This is a genomic window from Sandarakinorhabdus oryzae (assembly GCF_009733735.1).
Lineage (GTDB): Bacteria > Pseudomonadota > Alphaproteobacteria > Sphingomonadales > Sphingomonadaceae > Sandarakinorhabdus > Sandarakinorhabdus oryzae.
In genome coordinates this window covers 1-22,799 of record NZ_WNJP01000023.1, presented here as the reverse complement: position 1 = coordinate 22,799, position 22,799 = coordinate 1, and the positions used below count along the sequence as shown (strand labels likewise).

The 22,799-nt window shown below is 66.7% G+C and carries 24 protein-coding genes and 1 tRNA gene; 12 read left to right on the top strand and 13 right to left on the bottom strand.

Annotated elements, in window-relative coordinates:
- The first annotated feature begins 24 nt into the window (after positions 1 to 24).
- The 3 genes from pal to truA are packed head-to-tail and all read left to right on the top strand — an operon-like array spanning position 25 to position 2,278.
- The gene (gene pal, locus GJ693_RS04190) at positions 25 to 570 is read left to right on the top strand and encodes a peptidoglycan-associated lipoprotein Pal (RefSeq protein WP_156255079.1); all 546 of its coding nucleotides are present in this window, start codon (positions 25 to 27) and stop codon (positions 568 to 570) included.
- Between the two features lie 44 nt (positions 571 to 614).
- Entirely contained in the window at positions 615 to 1,520 is a 906-nt protein-coding gene (gene fmt / locus GJ693_RS04185; protein WP_156255078.1) for a methionyl-tRNA formyltransferase, read from the top strand.
- Entirely contained in the window at positions 1,517 to 2,278 is a 762-nt protein-coding gene (gene truA, locus GJ693_RS04180) for a tRNA pseudouridine(38-40) synthase TruA (protein WP_156255077.1), read from the top strand. The genes fmt and truA overlap by 4 nt, the downstream gene beginning before the upstream one ends.
- 276 nt (positions 2,279 to 2,554) lie before the next feature.
- Here truA and GJ693_RS04175 read toward each other — a convergent pair whose 3' ends face one another.
- Both GJ693_RS04175 and GJ693_RS04170 read right to left on the bottom strand, forming a co-directional pair.
- Positions 2,555 to 4,018 carry an alkaline phosphatase gene (locus tag GJ693_RS04175; RefSeq protein ID WP_235902620.1) on the bottom strand — a complete coding sequence of 488 codons (1,464 nt, stop codon included), beginning with the start codon at positions 4,016 to 4,018 and terminating at the stop codon, positions 2,555 to 2,557.
- Between the two features lie 54 nt (positions 4,019 to 4,072).
- Entirely contained in the window at positions 4,073 to 4,999 is a 927-nt protein-coding gene (locus GJ693_RS04170) for an isopenicillin N synthase family dioxygenase (protein ID WP_156255075.1), read from the bottom strand.
- 98 nt (positions 5,000 to 5,097) lie between these two features.
- Between GJ693_RS04170 and GJ693_RS04165 the strand changes: the two genes are divergently transcribed.
- The 4 genes from GJ693_RS04165 (at position 5,098) to GJ693_RS04150 (ending at position 8,068) form a co-directional block, all read left to right on the top strand.
- Complete coding sequence (locus GJ693_RS04165) at positions 5,098 to 5,982, top strand: DUF481 domain-containing protein (protein WP_156255074.1); 885 nt, start codon at positions 5,098 to 5,100, stop codon at positions 5,980 to 5,982.
- A 57-nt stretch (positions 5,983 to 6,039) separates the two neighbouring features.
- Positions 6,040 to 6,116 (top strand) — tRNA-Met (locus GJ693_RS04160).
- Between the two features lie 17 nt (positions 6,117 to 6,133).
- A complete protein-coding gene (locus tag GJ693_RS04155) occupies positions 6,134 to 7,072 on the top strand; it encodes an isoaspartyl peptidase/L-asparaginase family protein (protein WP_156255073.1) in 939 nt (312 codons plus the stop codon).
- A 33-nt stretch (positions 7,073 to 7,105) separates the two neighbouring features.
- Positions 7,106 to 8,068, top strand: coding sequence for an NAD(P)H-dependent flavin oxidoreductase (locus GJ693_RS04150; RefSeq protein ID WP_156255072.1), 963 nt, complete (start codon positions 7,106 to 7,108; stop codon positions 8,066 to 8,068).
- Between the two features lie 195 nt (positions 8,069 to 8,263).
- Here GJ693_RS04150 and secF read toward each other — a convergent pair whose 3' ends face one another.
- The 3 genes from secF to yajC are packed head-to-tail and all read right to left on the bottom strand — an operon-like array spanning position 8,264 to position 11,172.
- Complete coding sequence (secF, locus tag GJ693_RS04145) at positions 8,264 to 9,211, bottom strand: protein translocase subunit SecF (protein WP_156255071.1); 948 nt, start codon at positions 9,209 to 9,211, stop codon at positions 8,264 to 8,266.
- A gap of 10 nt (positions 9,212 to 9,221) precedes the next feature.
- A complete protein-coding gene (secD, locus tag GJ693_RS04140) occupies positions 9,222 to 10,817 on the bottom strand; it encodes a protein translocase subunit SecD (RefSeq protein WP_156255070.1) in 1,596 nt (531 codons plus the stop codon).
- Between the two features lie 4 nt (positions 10,818 to 10,821).
- Positions 10,822 to 11,172, bottom strand: coding sequence for a preprotein translocase subunit YajC (gene yajC / locus GJ693_RS04135; protein WP_156255069.1), 351 nt, complete (start codon positions 11,170 to 11,172; stop codon positions 10,822 to 10,824).
- A gap of 119 nt (positions 11,173 to 11,291) precedes the next feature.
- On the opposite strand from yajC, the gene GJ693_RS04130 reads away from it, so the two are divergent.
- The 5 genes from GJ693_RS04130 (at position 11,292) to GJ693_RS04110 (ending at position 16,789) form a co-directional block, all read left to right on the top strand.
- Positions 11,292 to 12,116 (top strand): DUF815 domain-containing protein, encoded by an 825-nt coding sequence (locus GJ693_RS04130; protein ID WP_156255068.1) that lies wholly within the window; start codon positions 11,292 to 11,294, stop codon positions 12,114 to 12,116.
- Between the two features lie 139 nt (positions 12,117 to 12,255).
- Positions 12,256 to 13,065 (top strand): DUF3011 domain-containing protein, encoded by an 810-nt coding sequence (locus tag GJ693_RS04125; RefSeq protein ID WP_156255067.1) that lies wholly within the window; start codon positions 12,256 to 12,258, stop codon positions 13,063 to 13,065.
- A 23-nt stretch (positions 13,066 to 13,088) separates the two neighbouring features.
- Positions 13,089 to 13,847 carry a DUF3011 domain-containing protein gene (locus GJ693_RS04120; RefSeq protein WP_156255066.1) on the top strand — a complete coding sequence of 253 codons (759 nt, stop codon included), beginning with the start codon at positions 13,089 to 13,091 and terminating at the stop codon, positions 13,845 to 13,847.
- A gap of 93 nt (positions 13,848 to 13,940) precedes the next feature.
- The gene (sppA, locus tag GJ693_RS04115) at positions 13,941 to 15,833 is read left to right on the top strand and encodes a signal peptide peptidase SppA (RefSeq protein ID WP_156255065.1); all 1,893 of its coding nucleotides are present in this window, start codon (positions 13,941 to 13,943) and stop codon (positions 15,831 to 15,833) included.
- Between the two features lie 17 nt (positions 15,834 to 15,850).
- Positions 15,851 to 16,789: a carbon-nitrogen hydrolase family protein gene (locus GJ693_RS04110; protein ID WP_156255064.1), complete on the top strand. Its 939-nt coding sequence runs from the start codon at positions 15,851 to 15,853 to the stop codon at positions 16,787 to 16,789.
- On the opposite strand, the gene GJ693_RS04105 is transcribed toward GJ693_RS04110, so the two are convergent.
- From GJ693_RS04105 to sucB, 8 genes are all read right to left on the bottom strand, one after another.
- Positions 16,790 to 17,419, bottom strand: a complete 630-nt coding sequence (locus GJ693_RS04105; protein ID WP_156255063.1) for a trimeric intracellular cation channel family protein — start codon at positions 17,417 to 17,419, stop codon at positions 16,790 to 16,792.
- Positions 17,419 to 18,075, bottom strand: a complete 657-nt coding sequence (locus GJ693_RS04100) for a PepSY domain-containing protein (protein WP_156255062.1) — start codon at positions 18,073 to 18,075, stop codon at positions 17,419 to 17,421. Before GJ693_RS04100 ends, GJ693_RS04105 begins: the two co-directional genes overlap by 1 nt.
- Before the next feature lie 31 nt (positions 18,076 to 18,106).
- Positions 18,107 to 18,577, bottom strand: coding sequence for an SRPBCC domain-containing protein (locus GJ693_RS04095; protein WP_156255061.1), 471 nt, complete (start codon positions 18,575 to 18,577; stop codon positions 18,107 to 18,109).
- Positions 18,567 to 18,917 carry an ArsR/SmtB family transcription factor gene (locus GJ693_RS04090; protein ID WP_156255060.1) on the bottom strand — a complete coding sequence of 117 codons (351 nt, stop codon included), beginning with the start codon at positions 18,915 to 18,917 and terminating at the stop codon, positions 18,567 to 18,569. Before GJ693_RS04090 ends, GJ693_RS04095 begins: the two co-directional genes overlap by 11 nt.
- A 59-nt stretch (positions 18,918 to 18,976) precedes the next feature.
- Positions 18,977 to 19,990 (bottom strand): alpha/beta fold hydrolase, encoded by a 1,014-nt coding sequence (locus GJ693_RS04085; RefSeq protein WP_156255059.1) that lies wholly within the window; start codon positions 19,988 to 19,990, stop codon positions 18,977 to 18,979.
- Positions 19,987 to 20,367 carry a cupin domain-containing protein gene (locus GJ693_RS04080; RefSeq protein WP_156255058.1) on the bottom strand — a complete coding sequence of 127 codons (381 nt, stop codon included), beginning with the start codon at positions 20,365 to 20,367 and terminating at the stop codon, positions 19,987 to 19,989. The genes GJ693_RS04085 and GJ693_RS04080 overlap by 4 nt, the downstream gene beginning before the upstream one ends.
- A 272-nt stretch (positions 20,368 to 20,639) precedes the next feature.
- Entirely contained in the window at positions 20,640 to 22,037 is a 1,398-nt protein-coding gene (gene lpdA, locus GJ693_RS04075; protein WP_156255057.1) for a dihydrolipoyl dehydrogenase, read from the bottom strand.
- A 19-nt stretch (positions 22,038 to 22,056) separates the two neighbouring features.
- Positions 22,057 to 22,799 (bottom strand): dihydrolipoyllysine-residue succinyltransferase (gene sucB, locus GJ693_RS04070; protein WP_156255056.1); only part of this gene is annotated, 743 nt, incomplete at its 5' end.

Sequence of the window (22,799 nt, the reverse complement as noted above, 5' to 3'; positions counted from 1 at the left end):
CGCCAGATGGAAAGGAGCCCCCCAATGACCCGCCACCTGCCCAAGTTCACCCTGATGGCCACGCTCGCCCTCACCCTTGCCGCCTGCGGCGCCAAGAAGAAGGTGGAACTGGAAGCCCCGCCTGCCACCGCCCGCCCGGAAGCGGCGCAACCATCGATCCCGATCCAGGGTGACACCACGCCAGGCGTCGCCAACAGCATCATCCCCGGCAGCCAGGAAGACCTGCGCGACAAGGCCGGTACCGACACGGTGCTGTTTGCCTATGACAGCTATGAACTCGATCCCGATGCCCGCGCCACGCTGACCCGCCAGGCCGCCTGGCTGCGCGCCAACCCGTCGGTGCGCGTGACGCTGGAAGGCCATTGCGACGAACGCGGCACCCGCGAATACAACCTCGCGCTGGGTGATCGCCGCGCCAATTCGGCGAAGAACTTCCTGGCCAGCCAGGGCATCGATGTCGCCCGGCTCACCACCATTTCCTATGGCAAAGAAAAGCCGGCGGTTGATGGCAGCGACGAAGCCGCCTGGGCGCAGAACCGCCGCGCCGTGACCGTGGTGATGAGCCGCTAAAGGCCCCTTCCCCACAGCGGCGCAAGCCGATAACAGGCGTGTCCATGCGGATCATCCACATGGGCACGCCTTTTTTCGCGGTGCCGGCGCTCGATGCGCTGGTGGCGGCCGGGCACGAGATCATCGCTGTCTACACCCGCGCGCCAAAGCCGGCCGGGCGCGGCAAGCAGTTGCAGATGAGCCCGGTGCACGCCCGCGCCGACGCGCTGGGCATCCCCGTCTTCACCCCGCGCACCTTCCGCGATCCGGCAGCCGTGGCAGAGTTCCTTGCCGTTGCGCAGGATTGTGATGTCGCCGTGGTCGCCGCCTATGGCCTGATCCTGCCGCGCGCTATTCTGGATGCACCGCGTCTGGGCTGCCTCAATATCCACGGTTCGCTGCTGCCGCGCTGGCGTGGGGCGGCGCCGATCCAGCGGGCGGTGCTCGCCGGCGATGCCGTCACCGGCGTCACCATCATGCAGATGGAAGAAGGGCTCGACACTGGCCCGATGCTGGCAAAGGTCGAAACGCCCATCGACGGCAAGACCAGCGGTGAGCTGTTCGCCGAGCTGGCGACACTGGGCGCGGATCTGCTGCTCGACGTGCTGGCCAACCCCCGCCCGGCCGTGCCGCAACCCGAAGCCGGGGTGACGCTGGCGCCGCGCATCGACAAGGCCGAAGCGCATCTGGATACCAGCCTGCCTGCCGCCGAGCTGGAACGGCAGGTGCGCGGCTTCAACCCGGCGCCTGGGGCGTGGGCTGAGATTGGCGGCGAACGGGTGAAGATCCTTGCCGCCAGCGTGGAACCGGGCGGCGCTGCACCGGGCGTCACCGTGGATGACCGGCTCGGCATCGGCACGGGCGATGGTATCCTGCGCCCCACGCTGGTCCAGCGCGCCGGCAAGCCGGCCATGCCGGTCAAGGCGCTGCTCAACGGCTGGCGCGTGCCGGCCGGCACACCGGTTTCGTGACACGCTTCCGCTTCACGGTGGAATATGATGGCCGGCCGTTCATGGGCTGGCAGCGCCAGGGCCATGGCCCGTCGGTGCAGGCCGCCATCGAGGACGCGATCCTGAGCGTCACCGGCGAGGCTGTCGAGGTCATCGCCTCGGGCCGCACTGATGCCGGGGTCCATGCCCGCGCCATGCCGGCGCATGTCGATATCGAGAAGGCCATCACCCCGTTCCGGCTGATGGAGGCGATCAACGCCCGGCTGAAGCCGCAGCCCGTCGCCATCCTGGCCTGTGCCGAGGCCCCCGGCTGGCACGCGCGTTTCGATTGCACCGGGCGGCGCTATCGCTATCGCATCATCAACCGCCGCGCACCGCTCACCTTCGATGCCGGGCTGGCATGGCGGGTGCCGGTGGCACTGGATGCCGAGGCCATGCACAGCGCCGCGCAAGTCCTGGTTGGCCGGCATGATTTCACCACCTTCCGCTCCGCCCAATGCCAGGCCAATTCGCCGCTGCGGACGCTGGACAGGCTCGATGTGACGCGCATTGAAGACGAAGTGCATATCTTTGCAGCCGCGCGCAGTTTCCTCCACCACCAGGTGCGATCGATGGTCGGCTGCCTGAAACTGGTCGGCGAAGGCAAGTGGGGCGCCGATGATCTGGCCGCCGCCCTGGCCGCCCGCGACCGTGACGCGCTGGGCGTCAATGCGCCGCCCGATGGTCTCTCGTTCGTTGGCGCCACCTACGCCGAACTGTCGGTGGGCTTTACAGGCTGAAAAACGGTACCGGACGCCTGTCGCGCCTTTTCAGCGGCTTGCGGTGGCTTCCGTTACTGGCACGAAAATTGCAACAAAGGTTAAAGATGATTTAAAGCAAGCCAGAACGACATGCCCAACACACCGCATCTCGTTCATGCCCAGTCCCCGACATCGCGCCTGAAGCGGTCACGGTGGTTGCTCGGCATGATCCTCGGAATCGCCAGCGGCGGGCTGGTGGGTTGGTGGCTGGTGGGCTGACCTTTAACGCCAGCACGTCTGTTGCTATTGGCTGGCTCAACGCCAGCCAAGCGCTTCCGCCATGATGTGGAAGATGACGTTCTGCTCCATCACGCCGCGCACCAGGTCAGCGCGTGGACCCTCGGCAAACAGCGCCACATCCTCGCCGCCGTGGCTTTCCGACGCGGTGCCATAGGTCTTGTTGGCGAGATAATTGGGATCAGTGGGCGGCAAGGTGCGGGACAGGCCGCGCGAAACGAACGGCCCATTGGCATAGCTCAGCGTCGTCATCGGCTGGCCGCGATCATCCAGCGCATAGCCTTCGGGGCTCAGCCCGCCATCGCCTTCCCCGCCACTCGCCGGCGGCTTGATATAGCCCAGTATGTCGTTGCCGCGCTCCGGATAGCCGGCCATCGTCAGCACATGGCTGTGATCGGCGGTGACCAGCACCAAAGTGTCATTCAGGTTCACGCGCTTCAGCACTTCGGCCACGGTGGCGCTGAACATCTGCGCTTCCTTCAGCGCCCGATAGGGATTGCTCCCGTGGTGGGCGTGATCGATGCGCCCGCCTTCGATCATCAGATAATAGCCCTTGCCGCTGGCCTTGCTCACCGCCTGCAGCTTGGCCAGCGCAAAGCCCGCCATTTCCGGGAGGCCGGGCTCGGCATCGTCCTTGCGATCGACTTCGAAGCTGATGTGATCCGGGTTGAACAGGCCCAGCACCGGCGCCGTGTCGCGGCTGTTGAGCGCGCGCAGGCCCTTGGCATCAGCAACAAATTTGCCCTGCGGCCAGGCCTTCACCCATTCATCCACCAGATTGCGGCCATCATCGCGCATGCCGCCCTTGCCGGCCGGCAGGAAGCGCGCCGAACCGCCGCCCAGCGCCACATCGAAACCGCCCTTGAAACCGACCAGCTGCGCCGCCAGATCAGGGCAACCCGAAGCGCGATCGGCCGCCGGATAGGCCTTGTCTGCCCCTTCCCAGTTGCGGTTGGGCACATGGCCATAGACCGCGGCCGGGGTGGCGTGGGTGATGCGCGTGGTGGTGACGATGCCCAGGCCCATGCCGTGGGCGCGGGCGATCTCGGCAAAAGTGCGCGGCAGTTTTTCCGGCGTCTTGCAGGCCTCAGCCCCTTGATTGGCGCCGAAATTGATGACGCCGATGCGGGTCTTCACACCGGTGTTGAAGCTGCTGGCGGTGCCGGCGCTGTCCGGCACCTGGGCGTTGCTGTTGTAGGTCTTGACCAGCGCCGTGTTGGTCATCCGGTCCCAGGCCAGATTATTCTCTTCGCCCGACGCCGGCGCGCGGCCATCGATCGGGTGCTGTCCATCAAAGATGCGCGCGGCGGTGATGGTGGTCACACCCATGCCATCGCCGATCAGCAGGATGACATTCTTCGCCCGCTTCGGCCGGTTGACCACAGCCAGCCGGGCCTGCAGGGCGGCTCGGCCGCCCTGCCACCAATCATCCTTCACCGGGCTGTCGAGTACCGGAGCGGCGGTGGCAGAGCTGGCGAGCATGGCCGCCATCAAGAATGTGCGCATCATCATGGATAACCCCCTGCCCCGCTGATGTTACAGCAATTTGATATCGCGCAGCCGTTCCATCAGATAATCATGCGCGGTGATCGGCGGCTCCTCTTTCGGACCGCCAGGCAGCGCCCTGATCAGATAATCCGGGCGGAAATGCAGGAAGAAGGGCGTTGAATAGCGCGCCACGCCCATGCGTTCCGGCGCCGGATTGACCACTCGGTGCGTGGTGGACGGCAGCCGATGCCCGGTCAGCCGTTGCAGCATGTCGCCGATGTTGCAAACCAGGCTGCCCGGCGGCGCATCGATGAAGCGCCATTCGCCATGCTTGTCGAGCAACTGCAGCCCGGCTTCCTCCGCCCCCAGCAGCAGGGTGATGACATTGATATCCTCGTGCGCGCCGGCGCGGATGGCGCCCGCCGTCTCGGGCGGGACTGGCGGATAATGCAGCAGGCGCAGGATCGAATTGCCGTCACGCACCGGATCGGCGAAAAAATCCGCGTCCAGCCCCAGATGCACGGCGATGGCGCGCAGCAGCGTGGCGCCGGTCTTGTCGAGCGCGTCGAACAGCGCGCCCACCGCGTCGCGAAACTCCGGGATCTCGCTGGGCCACAGATTGGGCGGCATCACAGCGGCGTGAGCGTGCCCGTCCGGCAGCTCGCGGCCGACGTGCCAGAATTCCTTGAGATCAGCCTTGGCGTGGCCCTTGGCGGCCTCCACCCCGAACGGCGTCAGCCCGCGCTGGCCGCCGCCGCCAGGCACGACATAACGGCGCTTCACCTCTTCCGGCAGCGCAAAGAACGCCCTGGTGGCGGCATTGGCGCGATCGATCAGGCCCTGATCGATGCCGTGATCGGACACCACGGCAAAGCCGGTGCGGGCAAAGGCGTCGCCAAAGCCGGCGGCGGCCGCGGCCAGATCGGTTTGGACCAATGACAGTGGAATCGGCTTGATGTCGGCAGAAAGCGTCATGCCCGTCCTTTGCCCCGGATTTTTGCGCATCGCCAGCCCTCATGAATACGGATGCTGCCGGTTGACCGGCCGCCACGGCGCCCGCCACAAACAGGGGCATGATGCGCGCTGCCTTCGCCCTCCTCGCCCTTCTCGCTGTGCCGGCCCTGGCCGATCCGATCCCGCCGCCGGTCGCCGCGATGATCGACGCTGCGGCGGCCAATCCCGACCAGCTGCGCGTGGTGGCCGAGATTGCCAGGAAGACCAATCCGGCCAGCGTCGCCGAAATCGACGCCAGGTTGGCTGCCATCAACGCGGCGGCGGCGAAGGCCCGCGAGGAGCGGTTGGCGGCGCAAGGCGCGCTCGATGGCTGGACCGGCAACGGCGAAGTGGGCGGCTTCATCTCCACCGGCAACACCAACAACCGTGGCCTTGCCATCGGCATCAACATCGCCAAGGAAACACGGCACTGGAAACACGCGTTTCGCGGCCAGGTTGATTACCAGGAGGATCAGGGCGTCACCTCGCGTGAGCGCTATTTCACCGGCTATGAAGGCAATTGGAAGTTCAGCCCGCGCGGCTTTGCGGTGCTGGCGCTGAGCTTCGAGAAGGACCGGTTCTCCGGCTTCACGAGCCGTTTCACCGAGGCGCTGGGCCTGGGCTATCGGCTGATCGACGGCAAGCGCGTCACCCTCGCACTCGATGGCGGGCCGGCGCTGCGGCAGACGATGCTCACCACTGGCACCAGCCAGTCCGAACTGGCGGCACGCGCGGCGCTGAACGCGAAATGGGTGATCACGCCGGCCATCAGCCTCACCGAAACCGCGACCTACACCAGCGACCAGCGCAACAGCTCGTTCCTGTCGCTGTCGCAATTGACGGCGCGGCTCAACGGCCGGCTTTCGGCGCGCATGTCCTACCAGGTGAACAACGAAAGCAACCCGCCGGCCGGCCGCGAAAACACCGATACGGTGACGCGGGCCACGCTGGTCTACAACTTCTGAAAGCTGGTTGACCCGTCACGGAGCCGCCCGTATAGCAGCGCCTCCAAAACGCCATGTGGCAGCGTAGCTCAGTTGGTGAGAGCGCCGGATTCATAACCCGGAGGTCGGCAGTTCAAATCTGCCCGCTGCTACCATCCCCCACGGATCCGCGATGAAAAATCCCCCCGCCTGGTCGTTGGTCGTCCATGGCGGGTGTGGGCAGTTGTCACCCGAAACCCTGCCCGGCCCGGAAGCCGAATGCCGTGCCGGTCTGTCGGCTGCACTGGCCGCCGGCAAGGCCGTGCTGAGCGATGGTGGCAGCGCCGTCGATGCCGTGGTCGCCGCGGTGAGCGTGTTGGAAGACCATCCGCTGTTCAACGCTGGCCGCGGCGCCGTGTTCACCGCCGAAGGCCGCACCGAGTTGGACGCCGCCGTCATGGACGGCGCAAGCCGCAAGGCCGGTGCGGTGGCCGGCGTCACCCGCACCCGCAACCCGGTGCAACTGGCGCGCGCCGTGATGCAGCGCAGCCCCCACGTGCTGCTGGCCCGCGACGGTGCCGACGTGTTTGCGCTGGAACAGGGCCTGCCCCAGGTCGAACCCGGCTGGTTCCGCGTCGAAAGCCGCTGGCAGGCGCTGCAGATGATGAAGGCGGCCGCAGCGCGCGGCGAGGAATTGTTCGACGCCGATCTGAAATATGGCACGGTCGGCGCCGTGGCGCGCGATGCGCACGGCCATCTGGCCGCCGCCACCTCGACCGGCGGGCTGACCGGCAAGCGCTGGGGCCGCATCGGCGATTCACCGCTGATCGGAGCCGGCACGCTCGCTGATGACCGAAGCGTTGCCCTCTCCTGCACCGGTTCCGGTGAGGGCTTCATCCGCGCCGGGGTCGGCCACGAGATGGGCGCACTGGTGCGGCTGGCCGGGCTGTCGCCGGCACAGGCGGCAGAACGCGCGCTGGCCGATGTGAATGCATTGGGCGGCACCGGCGGCATCATCTTCATCGGCAGTGATGGCATGCCGGGCTGGGTGTTCTCGACGCCCGGCATGTTCCGCGGCCGCGCCACAGCCTGTGACGAGGATCAGGTGGCAATCTGGGGCAGCGAAGGCTAAGTCTTGCTCCCTGTCCTTTGGGGAGAATTTGCCGTGTCCATTCCTGCTGCTTGGGCCAACCGCCTGTCGATCCCGGTGATTGGCTCACCGTTGTTCATCATCTCGGTGCCGGAACTGGTCATCGCCCAGTGCAAGGCCGGCGTCATCGGCAGCTTCCCCAGCCTCAACGCCCGTCCGATCGAACAGTTCGAGGAATGGCTGCAGCGCCTCAATAGCGAACTCGGCCCCAATGATGCGCCCTATGCGGTGAACCTCATCGTCCACAAGTCCAACGACAGGCTGATGGCCGATCTGGAACTGTGCGTGAAGTACAAGGTCCCGATGATCATCACCTCGCTGGGCGCGCGTGAGGACGTGAACGAAGCCATCCACAGCTATGGCGGCATCGTGATGCACGACATCATCAACAACAAGTTTGCGAAGAAGGCCGTGGAAAAGGGCGCCGATGGCCTGATCGCGGTGGCGGCCGGCGCGGGCGGTCATGCCGGCACCACCAGCCCGTTCGCGCTGATCCAGGAGATCCGCGAATGGTTCGATGGCCCGCTGGCGCTGTCCGGCTCGATCGCCACCGGCGATGCGGTGCTGGCCGCGCAGGCGATGGGCGCCGATTTCGGCTATATCGGCAGCGCCTTCATTGCGACCAAGGAAGCCCGCGCCGCCGAAGGCTACAAGCAGATGATCACGACAAGCGCCTCGTCGGACATCGTCTATTCCAACCTGTTCACCGGCGTGCACGGCAATTATCTGCGCCCATCGATTGTGGCCGCCGGCATGGACCCGGACAATCTGCCGACCAGCGATCCGTCGGCGATGAACTTTGGCAGCGGCGGCAACACCGACGCCAAGGCCTGGAAGGACATCTGGGGCTGCGGCCAGGGCATTGGCGCGGTCAAGGAGGTGTTGTCGGCCGGCGAGTATGTCGCCAAGCTGGTGCGTGAATACAACGCCGCCAAGGCGCGGATCGGCCTGTCCGCCGTGGCCGTCGCAGCGGAGTGATGGCGATGCATATCGAACTCACCGCCCGCACGCGGGCCGTCTGGCTTGCTGGCGCCATCGTGATGGGCCTGCTCAGCCAATGGTGCATGGCCTTCGGACCGTGCGGCGCGCCGGTTTAGCCGAGGGGCGGTTTGAACACAAAAAGGCCGGCGATCCTGATGGGGACCGCCGGCCTTTTTGTGTGCGCAGAAGGCGTCAGCCGATGCGTTCGGCGCCCTTGGCCCGCTTGTCCTCTGCGGCCGCTGCCCGCGGCTTCACGCCCAGGCTGATAAGCAATGAGGAAGACACGAAGATCGACGAATAGGTGCCGACGATGATGCCCAGAACCATGGCGGCAGTGAAGCCGAAGATCACTTCCGGGCCGAGGAACAGCAGCGCCAGCAGCGCGGCGAGCAGCGTCACCGAGGTCATCACCGTCCGCGGCAGCGTCTCGTTGACCGATAGATCGATGATGCCCTTGATGTCCATCTGGCGATATTTGCGCAGATTCTCGCGGATACGGTCGTCGATCACCACCTTGTCGTTCAGCGAATAGCCGATGATGGTCAGCACGGCGGCGACGATGTTGAGATCGAATTCGAGCTGGGTGAGCGCGAAGAAGCCCATCGTCACCACCACGTCGTGCACCAGCGCCACCACGGTCGAGACGCCGAAATACCATTCGAAGCGGAACCAGGTGAACAGCGCCACGAACAGCATCGACAGGCCGACGGCCCAAAGCCCATCATTGATCAGTTCGTTGGAGACCTTGCCCGACACGCTTTCGACGCGGGCGAACTTCACCCCCTGATAATCCTTCTCCAGCGCCGTGCGCACCTTGGCAACGACGCGCTGCACGGCGGCCTGGTCGCCTTCCGGCAGCGGCAGCCTGATCAGGATGGTCCGGTCGTTGCCGAACTCCTGCAGCGCGGATTCGCCCACGCCCACGGCATTCACCCGGCCGCGCAGCGCGTCGAGCGGCGGCGCCTGGGCGAACTCCACCTGCATGGTGAGGCCGCCGACGAAGTCGACACCCAGGTTGAGGCCGCGCACCGCCAGCAGGCCGGCCGCGCCGATGGTGAGCAGCAGCGTCAGCCCAAAGGCGATGAAGCGGAGTTTGACGAAGCCGATGTTAGTGTTGTCGGGAACAAGCTTGAGCGGCATGGGTGTTTCCTCAGATGCTCAAGGTGGCCGGACGCGCCGACGACAGCCAGCGCGCCGCCATCCAGCGCACGATGGTCACGGCGGTGAACACCGAGGTGGCAATGCCGATCGACAGCACGACGGCAAAGCCCTTGATCGGGCCGGAGCCAAACAGGAACATGATGATGGCCACGATGATGTTGAGGCTGTTGGCATCCCAGATGGTGCGGGTGGCTTCCTTGAAGCCGGTCTCCACGCTGGTGATGACGCCCCTGCCCTTGCGCTGCTCTTCGCGGATACGTTCGTTGATCAGCACGTTGGCATCCACCGCGGCGCCGATGGTCAACACCATGCCGGCGATGCCGGGGAGCGTCAGCGTGAAGCCGGCGGCCGACATGATGCCGAGGATCATGACGACGTTGATCGCCAGCGCGGCCACGGCAAACACGCCGAAGCGGCCATAGCAGAGCACCATCAGCAGCGAGACGGCGAGCACCGCCACCGCCGAGGCAATGGCGCCGGCACGGATCGAGTCCGCGCCCAGATCGGGGCCGACCGTGCGCTCTTCCACCACCTTCAGCTCCACCGGCAGCTTGCCGGAGCGCAGCAGGATGGCCAGCTCGTTGGCGGACTGCACGGTGTAATTGCCCATGATGATGCCGTTGCCGCCCAAAATCGGCTCATTGATGTTGGGCGCCGAGATCACCGTGCCATCAAGGATGATGGCGAATGGCTTGCCGACATTTTCCGTGGTGGCCTGGGCAAAGCGCCGGCCGCCGGTTGAATCAAAGCGGAACGAGACCGCCGGCGCGCCGTTCTGATCGGTCGAGACCTGGCTGTCGACCAGCTGGTCGCCAGTGATGATGGCGCGGCGCTTGACGACGACCTGGCCGCCCTCCTGTGCCGGCAGAATCTGGCTGCCGGGAGGGGCGCGGCCCTGCTGCACTTCCTCGGGATCGGCCGCGGTATCGACCAGCTTAAACTCCAGCTTGGCGGTCTTGCCGAGCAGTTTCTTCAGCGCTTCCGGGTCCTGCAGGCCAGGCACCTGCACGACGATGCGGGTCTTGCCCTGGCGCACGATGGTGGGCTCACGGGTGCCGAGCTCGTCGATGCGCTTGCGGATGACTTCAACCGCCTGCGCCATGGCGCTGTCCACCGCGGCGCTGATGCCGGCATCGGTGGGCACCAGCACCACCTGGCCGGGCAGGCTGCCGCGGCTGATGTCAACCTCGCGGGCGGCGCCGACACCCAGTGGCGCGGTCGCCTTGTTGAGGATGGCGATGGCCTGGTCCACCCGGGCCGCATCGCTTATGGTGACGCTGAGGCGGCCGCCGCTCAGCGACAGGTCGGCAAAGGCGATGCCGCCACCTTCGGCCGCGCGCAGTTCGCTGCGCACCGTGTCTTCCAGCGATTCCAGCTTGGCCTTTTCCACGTCGGTCGGCAGCGCTTCCAGCATCAGGTGCGAGCCGCCGCGCAGATCGAGGCCGAGCGAGAGCTGGCTCTTGGGCAGGCCGTCGGGGATGCTGGCCAGCATCGAGGGCGGCAGCGCGTTGGGCAGCGCCAGCAAGGCGCAGACCAGCACGGTCAGCCACATCGACCAAGTTTTCCATTTCGGAAAGTCGAGCATCGGATCAGGCGTTCTTGTCGTTGGCCGCGGCGGGCACCCCGCGCGGCTTCACATCGGCCAGCGTCGATTTCAGCACGGTGAAGCGCACGTTGGGGCCGGCTTCCACCTCCACCTCGGTGTCGGTGACGCGGATCGCCTTGCCGATGATGCCGCCGGCGGTGACCAGATCATCGCCCTTCTTCACCGCATCAACCATGGCGCGGTGCTGCTTGGCGCGCTGCTGCTGCGGGCGGATGATGAGGAAATAGAAGATGGCGAAGATGGCGAGATAGGGCAGGAAGCCGATCAGTGCGACAGTGCCGCCTGCCGCTGCGGCGCCGCCCGCCGCTTGGGCATAGGCCGGAGTTTCAAACATCTGTGAGTCCGTCTTTTCGGTTCTGCAGGAATGCGTGGCGCAAGCCTCTAGCCGCTTGGGCGCACAGGCGCAACCGATGGGCGTTCCCCCGGCGGCGGCTTTTCGCTATCGCTGGCGCCATGGAAACGCCCGATGCCCTGCTGTCGCGGATCGCCGCCGCTCTCGACCGGCTGGCGCCGCCACCGGCCACCCCGGCCAATCCCGCCGCCGGCCACTGGTTTGGCTGGGATGGGAGCGGCCTCACTGATCTGCCGCCGGCCCGCACCACGTCGCTGTCGCTGTATCACGGCGTGGAGGCGCAGGCCGCCCAGTTGCTGGACAACAGCCGCCGCCATGCTCGCCGCCTGCCTGCCCACGACGTGCTGCTGTGGGGCGCGCGCGGCATGGGCAAATCCAGCCTGGCGCGCAGCGTCGTCGCCGAACTTGTGGCCGATGGTGATGATGTCGCGCTGGTGCAGGTGATGCTGCCGGCGTTGGCCAGCCTGCCTTCGCTGTTCAGCACCTTGGCCGGAGTGAACCGCCCCTTCCTGATCTTCCTCGATGATGTCTCGCTGGGCGCCGATGCCGCCGAAGTCCACGCGTTGCGATCCTTGCTGGATGGCGGCGTGCAGGCGCGGCCCGATCATGTCCGCCTGATCGTCACCAGCAACCGCCGCCACCTGGTGCCGCGCAGCCTGGCGGAGAATGAGACTGACGCGATCAACCCGCGCGACGCCGCCGATGATCACCTGGCGCTGGCCGACCGGTTCGGGCTGCGGCTGGGCTTCCATCCCTGCGATCAGGAGACGTATCTGGCGATCTGCGCCGGCTATGCCCGCGCCCATGGCCTGGCCTTTGATCCGGCGGCGGCGCTGGCCTGGTCGGCCGGGCGCGGCGCGCGGTCGGGCCGGGTGGCGTGGCAGTTCACGGTCGAACAGGCCGGCCAACAGGGCAAGGCGCTGTAACATTGGCCAGCAGCGTCCAAATTCTGGCGGGTTCTGACGCTTGACAGGTTGAAATTCGCAGGCTCCATTCATCGTGAAGCCATTTGGCGCGAGGCATGATCAACATGTCCACCGGTTTTGATCTTGGGGAGAAATGATCATGCGCCGCCTGATGCTGTCTGCATTGTCCGTCAACACGTTGGCCGCCGGCTTTGGTCTGGCCATGGCCGTACCGGCAGCACCGGCGGCCGCCCAGCAATGGCGCGAGATCACCTGCGAAAGCTGGAATTACCGCGAGGCCGCCTGCCCGGTGCCGGGCGCGGTGCGCGTGCAACTGCTGCGCGTGCGCGGCGGCGAGTGCATCGAGGGCCAGACCTGGTATCAGGATGGCAGCACCATCCGCGTGCGCAATGGCTGCCGCGCCGTGTTCCGCATCGATGCCAACAATGGCTGGGGCGTGGGCGGCTGGGACCCCAACTGGAATGGCAATCGGCCCGGTTATGAACGCTGGCAAGTGATCCGCTGCGAAAGCTGGAATTATCGTGACCAGCGCTGCGCGGTCGGCGGCGTGATCGGGAATGCACGGCTGCTGCGCGTGATTGCCGGCGATTGCCGCGATGGCGCCACCTGGCGCTGGGATCGCCGCGCGCTCTATGTCCGCAACGGCTGCCGCGCCGATTTCGAAGTGCAGCAGGGCGCAACGGGCTGGGGCAATGGCGGCGGCGGCGGTTGGGGCAGCGGCCCCGGCGGCGGCGGCTACTACCCGCCCGGTGGCGGTGGCGGGTTCAATCAATCGATCAACTGCGAAAGCTGGAATTATCGCCCGGCCCGCTGTGCCATCCCCAATGCCCGCGCCGTGCGCATCGGCCGCGTGCTGGGCGGCACCTGCATCGAAGGCCGCAGCTGGGGCTGGTCGCCCGGCGCCATCTGGGTGAACGGCGGCTGCCGCGCGACCTTCTACATCAACTGACCGCTGATCCGGGGGGATTTCACATGCAGCGCAGCGCCGGCCTTTTCGCCATGTTCGCCATGGCCATGGCGGCGCTCGCTCCTCCGGTGGCCGCCCAGTCCAATTGGAACAATGGTGGCTGGAACGGCGGCTGGAATGACGGCTGGAACAACGGCGGCCGCGGCGCCATCGTCCGCTGCGAAAGCTGGAATTATCGCTATGCCCGTTGCCGCGCCGATACCAGCGGTGGCGTGCGCCTTGGCCGCGTGCTGGGCGGCAATTGCCGCGGCGGCAACTGGGGCACGGGCCGCAATTATATCTGGGTCAACAATGGCTGCCGTGCCGATTTCGAGGTGAGCCGCTATGGTGGCGGCGGCGGCGGCTCAACCGGTGCCGTCATCGCCGGGGCCGCCGTCGCTGCCGGCCTGCTGGCACTGCTGCTGTCAAAGGGCAAGAAGAAGGAAGCGGAGGCTGCCACCCAGGGCAGCGCGCGCCCGCCGGCCACGATCGACATCGCACCCAACCAGGTGCCACCGGCCGCCGAAAAGGCCTTCCGCCAGTGCATCGATGAAGCCGCTCGCCAGGTTGGCGCCACCGGCGGCACCAGCCTGCGCCTCACCGCCGAGGTGCAGCACCGCCCGCAGCCGGCTGATCAGATTGGCAACCAGGCCGGCGGCTGGGAGTTCCGCCTGCCGCTGGAGGCCACCTGGGATGGCAAGCCGCAGCCGACACCGGCTGAATGTTCGGCCACCGATAGCGCCGTGCAGAAACTCGATTTCCTGCCCGAACCCGGCAAGCCCTGACATTGTGCCACCATGCGGCGCAGCGGCCGGTTGCCGCTGGGGCCACTGTCCTGCTATGGCGAAACAGTCCCCCTGTCGTGAAGGCACAACAACTTGAAAACGCTTGGCCTCATTTGGCGCATCATTGTCGGCATCAAGGATTTCCTGGTGCTGTCGCTGCTGGCCCTGTTCTTCATTGGCCTGTCGGCCCTGCTCTCCACCGCCAAGCCGGCGCATGTGCCCAATGGCGCCGCGCTGGTGCTGGCGCTGGATGGCGCGCTGGTCGATCAGGCGACGGAATCGAGCGCATTCGATGCCGCGTCCGGCAATGTCGCGCAGGAAATCCAGGTCCGCGATCTTGTCCACGCCATTGATCACGCCGCCAGCGATGATCGCATCAAGGCCATCGTGCTCGATCTGAATGGCTTCATGGGCGGCGGCCAGGCCAATATCGCCACGGTGGACGAGGCACTGGCGCGCTTCCGCAAATCGGGCAAGCCGGTCGAGGCCTGGGCCACGGCCTACAGCGACGACAGCTGGCTGCTCGCTGCTGGCGCCAACCGGATCTGGCTCAACCCGATGGGCGGCGTCATCCTCACCGGCCCGGGCGGCAGCCGCCTCTATTTCGCCAAGGCGCTGGAAAAGCTGCAGGTTGATGTGAACGTCTTCCGCGTCGGCACCTACAAGTCGTTCGTGGAACCCTTCACCCGCACCAGCGCCTCGCCGGAAGCCAAGGCCGCCGACCAGGCGCTGGCGACCAGCCTGTGGAGCAGCTGGCTGGCCGATGCCAGGCGCCTGCGGCCCAAGGCCGATGTCGCGGCTTACATTGCGCAGCTGCCGCAGCGCCTCGGCAAGTTCGGTGGCGATGGCGCCAAGGCTGCACTCGATGCCGGCCTGGTCGATCGGCTGGGCAGCCGCGAGGATTTCGACGCCGCCATGATCAAGCTGGTCGGCGAGGATGAGCTCAACGACTGGGGCCACTACACCGGCGTGACGCTGGACAAATATCTGTCGGCGACCAAGCCGACGCTGGGCGAACGCGGTGATGCGGTCGGCGTGGTCTATGTCACCGGCAATATCGTCGATGGCGAAGCGCCGCGCGGCACCGCCGGCAGCGCCACCATCCGCCAGGCGCTGGAAGAGGCGCTGTCGAAGAATGACGACATCAAGGCGCTGGTGGTGCGGGTCGATTCCGGTGGTGGTTCCGTCACCGCGTCGGAAGAAATCCGCGCCGCGCTGGTGGCGGCCAAGGCCGAGGGCCTGCCCGTCGTCGCCAGCTTTGGTCCGGTCGCGGCCAGCGGCGGCTATTGGGTGGGCACTGCGGCTGACGAGATCTATGCGCAGCCGTCCACCATCACCGGCTCGATCGGCGTCTTTGCCATCCTGCCCAGCTTCCCGCGCGCGCTCACCCAGCTGGGCATCACCAGTGACGGCGTGAAGACGACGCCGTTCAGCGGCGAGCCTGATGTGGTCGCCGGCCTGTCGCCGCAGGTGCGCACCGTGCTGCAGATGGGGGTGGAGGATATCTACCGCCGCTTCCTCACCGTTGTCTCCACCGCCCGCAAGCTGCCCGTGGCCGAAGTTGACCGCATCGCGCAAGGCCGCGTGTGGGCCGGCACCGAAGCCCAGAAGCTGAAGCTGGTCGACAAGTTCGGCGGACTCGACGCCGCCGTGGCCGCCGCGGCCGCCAAGGCGGGCCTGAAGGGCGATATCCGGGTGGTCGATATCGAAAAGCCGATCCCGGCCTGGCAGCAGGCGCTGGCCGAATTCGGCAATTCGAACAGCGAAGAGCAAGCGATGACCGCCCGTGATCCCTGGGCGCGGCTGGTGCAGGCCTCGCGCCTGCGGCTGCTCACCGCCGTTCATGATCTTGGCTGGCTGGCGTCTGGCAAGGGCGCCACCATGCAGGCACTGTGCATCGAATGCAGCATGGCCGGCTCGCCGCGCCCGGCGGCCGCGCAGGCGACGGAGAGCCTGGCGACCAGGTTGCTGCAAGCGCCGCGCTGAGGCGGACGGAGGCGACAATGCTCAAGGTTGCGGTCGCCCAGATGGCGCCGGTGCTGCTCGACCGGGACGGTGGCATCGCCAAGGTGGTGCAGTGGATCGGTGACGCCGCCGTGCAGGGCTGTCAGCTCGTGGTGTTCGGCGAGGCGCTGGTGCCCGGTTATCCCTTCTGGCTCGATCTCACCGCGGCATCGCGCTTCGATGATGATCTGCAGAAGGACATTTTCGCCGCCTATGCCGACGCCGCGGTGACGATCGAGCATGGCCACCTTGCCCCGGTCTGCGCGGTCGCTGCCAGGCATGGCATCGCCGTGGTGCTTGGCATCATCGAACGGCCGACCGATCGCAGCGGCCACAGCCTCTATTGCAGCGCCGTCACCATCAACGCGGACGGCCAGATCGCCTCGGTGCACCGCAAGCTGATGCCGACTTATGAGGAACGCCTGGCCTGGTCACCCGGCGACGGCCACGGCCTCGTGGTCCATCCGCTGCACGGGTTCACGCTGGGTTCGCTCAACTGCTGGGAAAACTGGATGCCGCTGGCGCGCGCCGCGCTCTATGCCCAGGGCGAGGATTGCCATGTCGCGCTCTGGCCCGGCAACCGCCGCAACACCGAAGCCCTCACCCCGGTGCTGGCGCAGGAAGGGCGCAGCTTTGTGATCTCCGTCTCCGGCGTGCTGAGCCGCGCCGATGTCCCGGCCGGGCATGTCGTTTCCGCGATGCTGGATCGGGCGCCGGAGGTCATCGCCGATGGCGGTTCCTGCATCGCCAACCCGGATGGCAGCTGGCTGATCCCGCCGGCCCCGGCCGGAGAGGCGCTGCTGGTCGCCACGCTCGATCCGCGCGAGGTGCGACGGGCCCGCCAGAATTTCGATCCGGCCGGCCATTATTCGCGCCCCGACGTCACCCAGCTCACCGTCAACCGCCAGCGCCAGACCACGGCCCGCTTTGTCGATTGATCAATCGTCGCGATACCCGGGCAGTTTCAGCCCGGTAGCAATGGCGAGCGCGCGCAGGCCGAAACCGGCCGCGGCCCCGGCAATCGCCGCCGGCCACATCGACAACCCGGCCAGTGTGAGGGCGACATACGTCCCTGCCCCCAGCGCTGCCGCCGAGACATAGATTTCGCGGCGCAGCAGCACCGAAGGCTCGCCGGCCAGAATGTCGCGCACGATGCCGCCGAAACTGGCGGTGAGCACGCCCATGCCCACCGCCGGCAGCGGCGGCACACCCAGGCTCAGCGCCTTGGCCGCGCCCAGCACCGTGTAGGCGCCCAGCCCCACCGCATCGAACCACAGCAGGGAATCGAGCCGCCAGCGATCGGCGCGCAGGATCCACACCGCGGCCGCCGCCACCAGGCAGATGCCGAGATAATCCGATCGCCCCACCCAGAACACTGGCGCGCCGATCAGCATGTCGCGCAGCGTGCCGCCGCCCAGGCCGGTCACGGTGGCGAAGAAGGCGAAGGTCACAATCGTCTGCTTGATGCGCGCCGCCGCCAGCGCGCCCGACACGGCAAACACGGCGACGCCCGCCATGTCCAGCACCGCCAGCAGCGGCTCGAGCGGAATCGGCGGGGTAATCGCCATCACCGCCGCCAGAAATGCCGGACGGTGAGCAGCGCGCCCGACAGCACCACGCCCAATGACAGCAAGGTGGCGATGATGATCAGCGGGTGATGCGTGTTCTCGCGCTCGGTCCAGTCCATGATGTGCAGGCCCCAGAACAGATCGTAAAAGCGCCACCACGGCGTGCGAACCGCGCCGATGTCACCCAGGCTGTTGATATAGACGCGGCGCTCGTCGGCGAATTCCACTCGCCAGCCCGAGGTTTCGCGCCAGTCGCTGGCCGGGCGCTCGGGGGTGACCGCGGTCACCGTCACCGGGCCGTCCATCATCGTGCCGCCCCGCGCAATGGCCTCGGCGTCTCTGGCGGTGATGTGGATCGGCTGGCCCGTCGCGGCATCCAGCAGGCGCTTGCCGGCCTTGTCGGTCAGCTTCCACACCGGCTTGCCCAGCAACTGGCCCAGTTCCAGCCTTTCGACGCCGGTCAGCGTCGGCAGCTGCGCCGGCATCGCCAGCGACGTGGGCAGGTCCCGCCGCAGATTGGTGCCGCGCACCTCGTCCAGCGGCCGCGCGACCATGACCAGGCCGGACGCCACCCACAGGATGATCTGAAGGCCAACGATCACGCCGGTCCACAGGTGGAGCCAGCGAACGGTGCGGGTGGCGCGGGGCGACAGCATTTCCCGGCTGTAGCGGCGTGCGCGCGGCGCGTCACCCCTGCGCCAGCACCGCGCCCAGCTGATCCAACTGCTCCGGCAGCGCCGCCGCACTGCCTTGCATCGCCTCCTGCAGCGCCTCGGCGCTCGGATAAAGCTCGTGGAACCGCACCAGCGTCTTGTCGCCATGGTCCGCAAACGTCACCGTCGTCACTGCGCCGGCCTCATCCTCGTCATTGGTCCACACGATCCGCTCGTTCGGCACCACCTCGAGATATTTGCCGTGGAAGGCCATGGTCTCCGCCCCGCCAAAGCGGAATTCCAGGCGATAGTGGCCGCCGGTCCGCACATCCATCTCGCATCCCACCAGCGCCATGCCCGGCACCGATGCCGGCACCCACCAGCGCCGGAACAGTGCGGCCTCGCTCCAGGCGCGGAACACCATCGCCCGCGGCGCCGCAAACAGGCGCGTGATGACCAGTTCGCGGTCGCCGATCCGCTCCACGGCGGTGCTTTCAGTGCCCATTGTCGTCCTCCCCCTGCATCTCGCTCAACACCCTATCCAGCGCCGCAAAGCGCGCTTCGAACAGCACCCGCTGCGCCTCGATCCACGCCGCTTCTGCCGCCAGCCCGCGCTGGCCCAAGGCGCAGCGCCGCACCCGCCCCACCTTGCGCGTGACGACCAGGCCGGCCCGCTCCAGCACGGCGACATGCTTCTTCATGCCGGTCAGTGTCATTCGGAAGCGTTCGGCCAGATCGCTGATCGACGCCTCGCCGCGGCCCAGTTGCTCGATCACCCCACGCCGGGTCGCATCCGCCAGGGCGGCGAACGAAAGATCAAGTGCAGGCGCGCTATACTGAACCATATGGTTCAGTGTTTACCCGCTTTGCTGCGAACACGCAAGCGGGCATCACCCCGCCCCGCCTATCGCGCCAAGATGTCGGTCAGGCCGGCGTTGATATACGCCATGTCGTCCGGGTTCATGCCGCCGCCCGCCATATGGCCCCACAGCGACGGGATCACCCGCAGCTCGGCCTGGGGCATGTGGGCAACCTCGATCGCACTGTCTTCCGGCGGGAAATAGAGATCGCTCTGGCACGGCATCACCATGGCCTTCGCGGTGATGGCCGCCAGCGCTTTGGCAAAGTCCCCGTCAAAGCGCGGATCGGCGCTGATGTCGGCGGCCTGCCAGGTGGCCAGCATCGCCAGCAGATTGTTGGCATCATGGGCCTGAAAGAACGGCTCCCAGGCCAGGGTGAGAAAGGCATCCATGGAGGGCATGCCCAGCTTCTCACGGTCCAGCTCTTGCCGGAAAAACGTCTGTGACCAGGCCCACCCGGCATAGACATGCGCAAAGGCGCGGATGCCGGTGACCGGCGGCGCCGCATAATCCCCGCCCGCAAAGCTGGCATCGGCCATCAGCGCCGACTTGCAGCCCTCCAGGAACAGCCAATTGTGCCGCGACACCCGCGCCGCCCCGCAAAAGGGCGCGATCCGCTGCACCATGCCCGGAAACAGGGCGCCCCACTGGAAGGTCTGCAGCGCCCCCATCGAATGGCCGGTGACCAGTGCCAGCGTGGTGAGGCCAAAGACTTCGGTGACCAGGCGGTGCTGCAGCAGCACATTGTCCCTGACCGTCACCAGCGGAAAGCGCGGGCCGTCAAACGGCGCCGGCGTGTTGCTGGGCGACGATGACACCCCATTGCCCAGCATGTTGGGGATGATGATGAAATAGCGCTCCGGGTCGAGCGCCAGGCCCGGCGCGATCGCCCAGGCATTGCTGTCGTGGTTGCCCATATAGTGCGTGGGGTAGACAATGGCATTGTCGCGCGCGGCGTTGAGCTGGCCGTGGGTGCGATAGACGAGCTTCACGTCAGGCAGCACCATGCCGGATTGCAGTGTGACGTCGCCTGCGTCGAAAACGGCCTGGCCTGTCATGGGCGCTGTCCTTCCGGTTCATTCACATAATCGATGCTGAACGGCTTGTTGGTTACAAACAGCCCCAGCATATCGCCATCGCCCGACGCGCCATGCTGCATCGGTTCGCCTTCCGGAAACCACACGAAGGTGCCGGGGCCAAACTCGCCGCGGTGCGTCACCAGCGTGCCTTCCAGCACATAAATGCCGTGGCCGCATTGATGGGTATGGTGCGGATTGGTGAAGCCGGCCGGATAGCGCAGCATCGACAGGCTCATGCCGGTGTCGGGCTCGTCGAGCAGCGGCTTGACGAAGAAAGGCCGGCCGATCTGCGGCAACAACATTTCCATCCATGCGATGTCGGATGGCTTCACCACGTCGATGCGGCCGTTGATCATTGGCTTGCCCCGCTGGATCATCGCGCGATGCTGCGCGGCGCAGAGCATGAACCGATGCGGCGTAGATGCAACAAGTGGGTGTGTTGCTCGAGCACGGCCGGCGGCGGAGCCGCCGAGTCCGTTTTGGGAGCCGGCAGCAGGCAAGAAGGAAGAGCGTGGCGGAGCCACGCCGTCGGACGACCCACGAAAAAGGCGGCTGGAGAGCCGCCTTTTTTGGTCGCCGGCCGAGCTTGCGCGAGTCCGCGCGCGGCACGCGCGCTGGCCGCGCTGTGCTACATGTGGATGGGCTTGCCCGTCACCGCCATCGCCGCCTCTTTCAGCGCCTCCGAATGTGTCGGATGCGCATGGCAGGTCAGCGCGATGTCTTCGGACGACGCCCCAAACTCCATCGCCTGCGCCGCCTGCGCAATCATCGTGCCGGCCATGGCGCCAATGATGTGCACGCCCAGCACGCGGTCGGTCTTCGCGTCGGCCAGCACCTTCACGAAGCCATCGGTGTCGCGGTTGGTCTTGGCGCGGCTGTTGGCGGCAAACAGGAACTTGCCGGCCTTGTAGGCGACGCCCTCGGCCTTCAGTTCCTCCTCGGTCTTGCCGACAGTGCCGACTTCCGGATGGGTATAGACCACCGCCGGGATGACGGCATGGTTCACATAACCGGCGAGGCCGGCGATATTGTCGGCACAGGCCAGGCCCTCGTCCTCGGCCTTGTGGGCGAGCATCGGGCCTTCCACCACATCGCCGATGGCCCAGATGCCCGCGACGCTTGTGGCGAAATGATGATCGACCGGCACGCGGCCCTTGGCGTCCACGGCCAGGCCGGTGGCGGCCAGGTTCAGGCCATCGGTGTTGGGCCGGCGGCCGATGGAGAGCAGCACCACGTCGGCCTCGATGGTTTCGGCGGCACCACCGGCGGCGGGCTCCACCGTGACGACCGCGCCAGCACCCTTGCGCTCGACACTGGTCACCTTGGTCGCTGTCTTCAGCACCAGGCCCTGTTTCTTCAGGATGCGGGCAAAGGCGTCAGCCACTTCGATGTCCATCGCCGGCACGATGCGCGGCGCATATTCCACCACCGTCACCTTGGCGCCCAGGCGGCGCCAGACGCTGCCCATTTCAAGGCCAATATAACCGCCGCCGATCACCACCAGGTGGCCCGGCACCTTTGGCAGGCTCAGCGCCTCGGTGGAGGTGACGATCACCTCGCCATCCGGCACCATGCCGGGCAGCAGGGCGACTTCGGAACCGGTGGCGATGATGAAGTTCTTGGCAGTGATGGTGCGGTCACCCACCAGAATCGACTTCGCGTCGATGAAGCTGGCTTCGCCCTTCACCCACTCCACCTTGTTCTTCTTGAACAAGAGATCGATGCCGCCGGTGAGCTCCTTCACCGCCTTGTCCTTCTCACCGAGCAGCGCGGACAGATCGAAGGACACATTGTCGGCCTTCACGCCGAACTTGGCGAGATGGCCGCCGGCCAATTCCTCATAGAGATGGCTGCCGTTCAGCAAAGCCTTGGACGGGATGCAGCCGACATTGAGGCAGGTGCCACCGAGGCTGGCGCGCTTTTCGACGCAAGCGACCTTCAGGCCGTGCTGGGCAGCGCGGATGGCGGCGACATAGCCACCGGGGCCGCCGCCGATAACGACGACATCATAATCAGGATTGGCCATGGGGTGGGCCTTTCTTTGCTTATAGGTCGATCAGCAGGCGCGCCGGATCCTCGATGGCTTCCTTGACGCGCACCAGGAAGGTGACGGCTTCGCGGCCATCGATCAGGCGGTGATCGTAGGACAGCGCCAGGTACATCATCGGGCGGATGACGATCTGGTCGTTCTTCACCACCGGGCGGTCCTCCACGCGGTGCAGGCCGAGCACGCCCGATTGCGGCGGGTTGAGGATGGGGGTGGAGAGCAGCGAGCCGAACACGCCGCCGTTGGAGATGGTGAAGTTGCCGCCCTGCAGCTCGTCGATCTTCAGCGTGCCCTTGCGCGCGCGGTCACCGAAATCGGCGATGTCCTTCTCGATCTGCGCGAAGCTCTTGGCCTGGGCGTTCTTCAGGATCGGCACGACCAGCCCGCCCGGCGAGGAGACGGCAATGCCGAGATCGGCATAATCCTTGTAGACGATCTCGTCGCCTTCGATGGCGGCGCCCACCGACGGCACATCCTTCAGCGCCAGCACTACGGCCTTGGCAAAGAAGGACATGAAGCCAAGCCGGATGCCGTGCTTCTTTTCAAACATGTCCTTGTATTTGGCGCGGGCCTCGATCACCGCGCTCATGTCCACGTCGTTGAACGTGGTCAGCATGGCGGCGGTATTCTGGGCTTCCTTCAGCCGGCGCGCGATGGTCTGGCGCAGGCGGGTCATGCGCACCCGCTCCTCGCGGCGCTCGGCCGGCGCAGCGGCGGACGCCGCCGCAACCACAGCAGGCG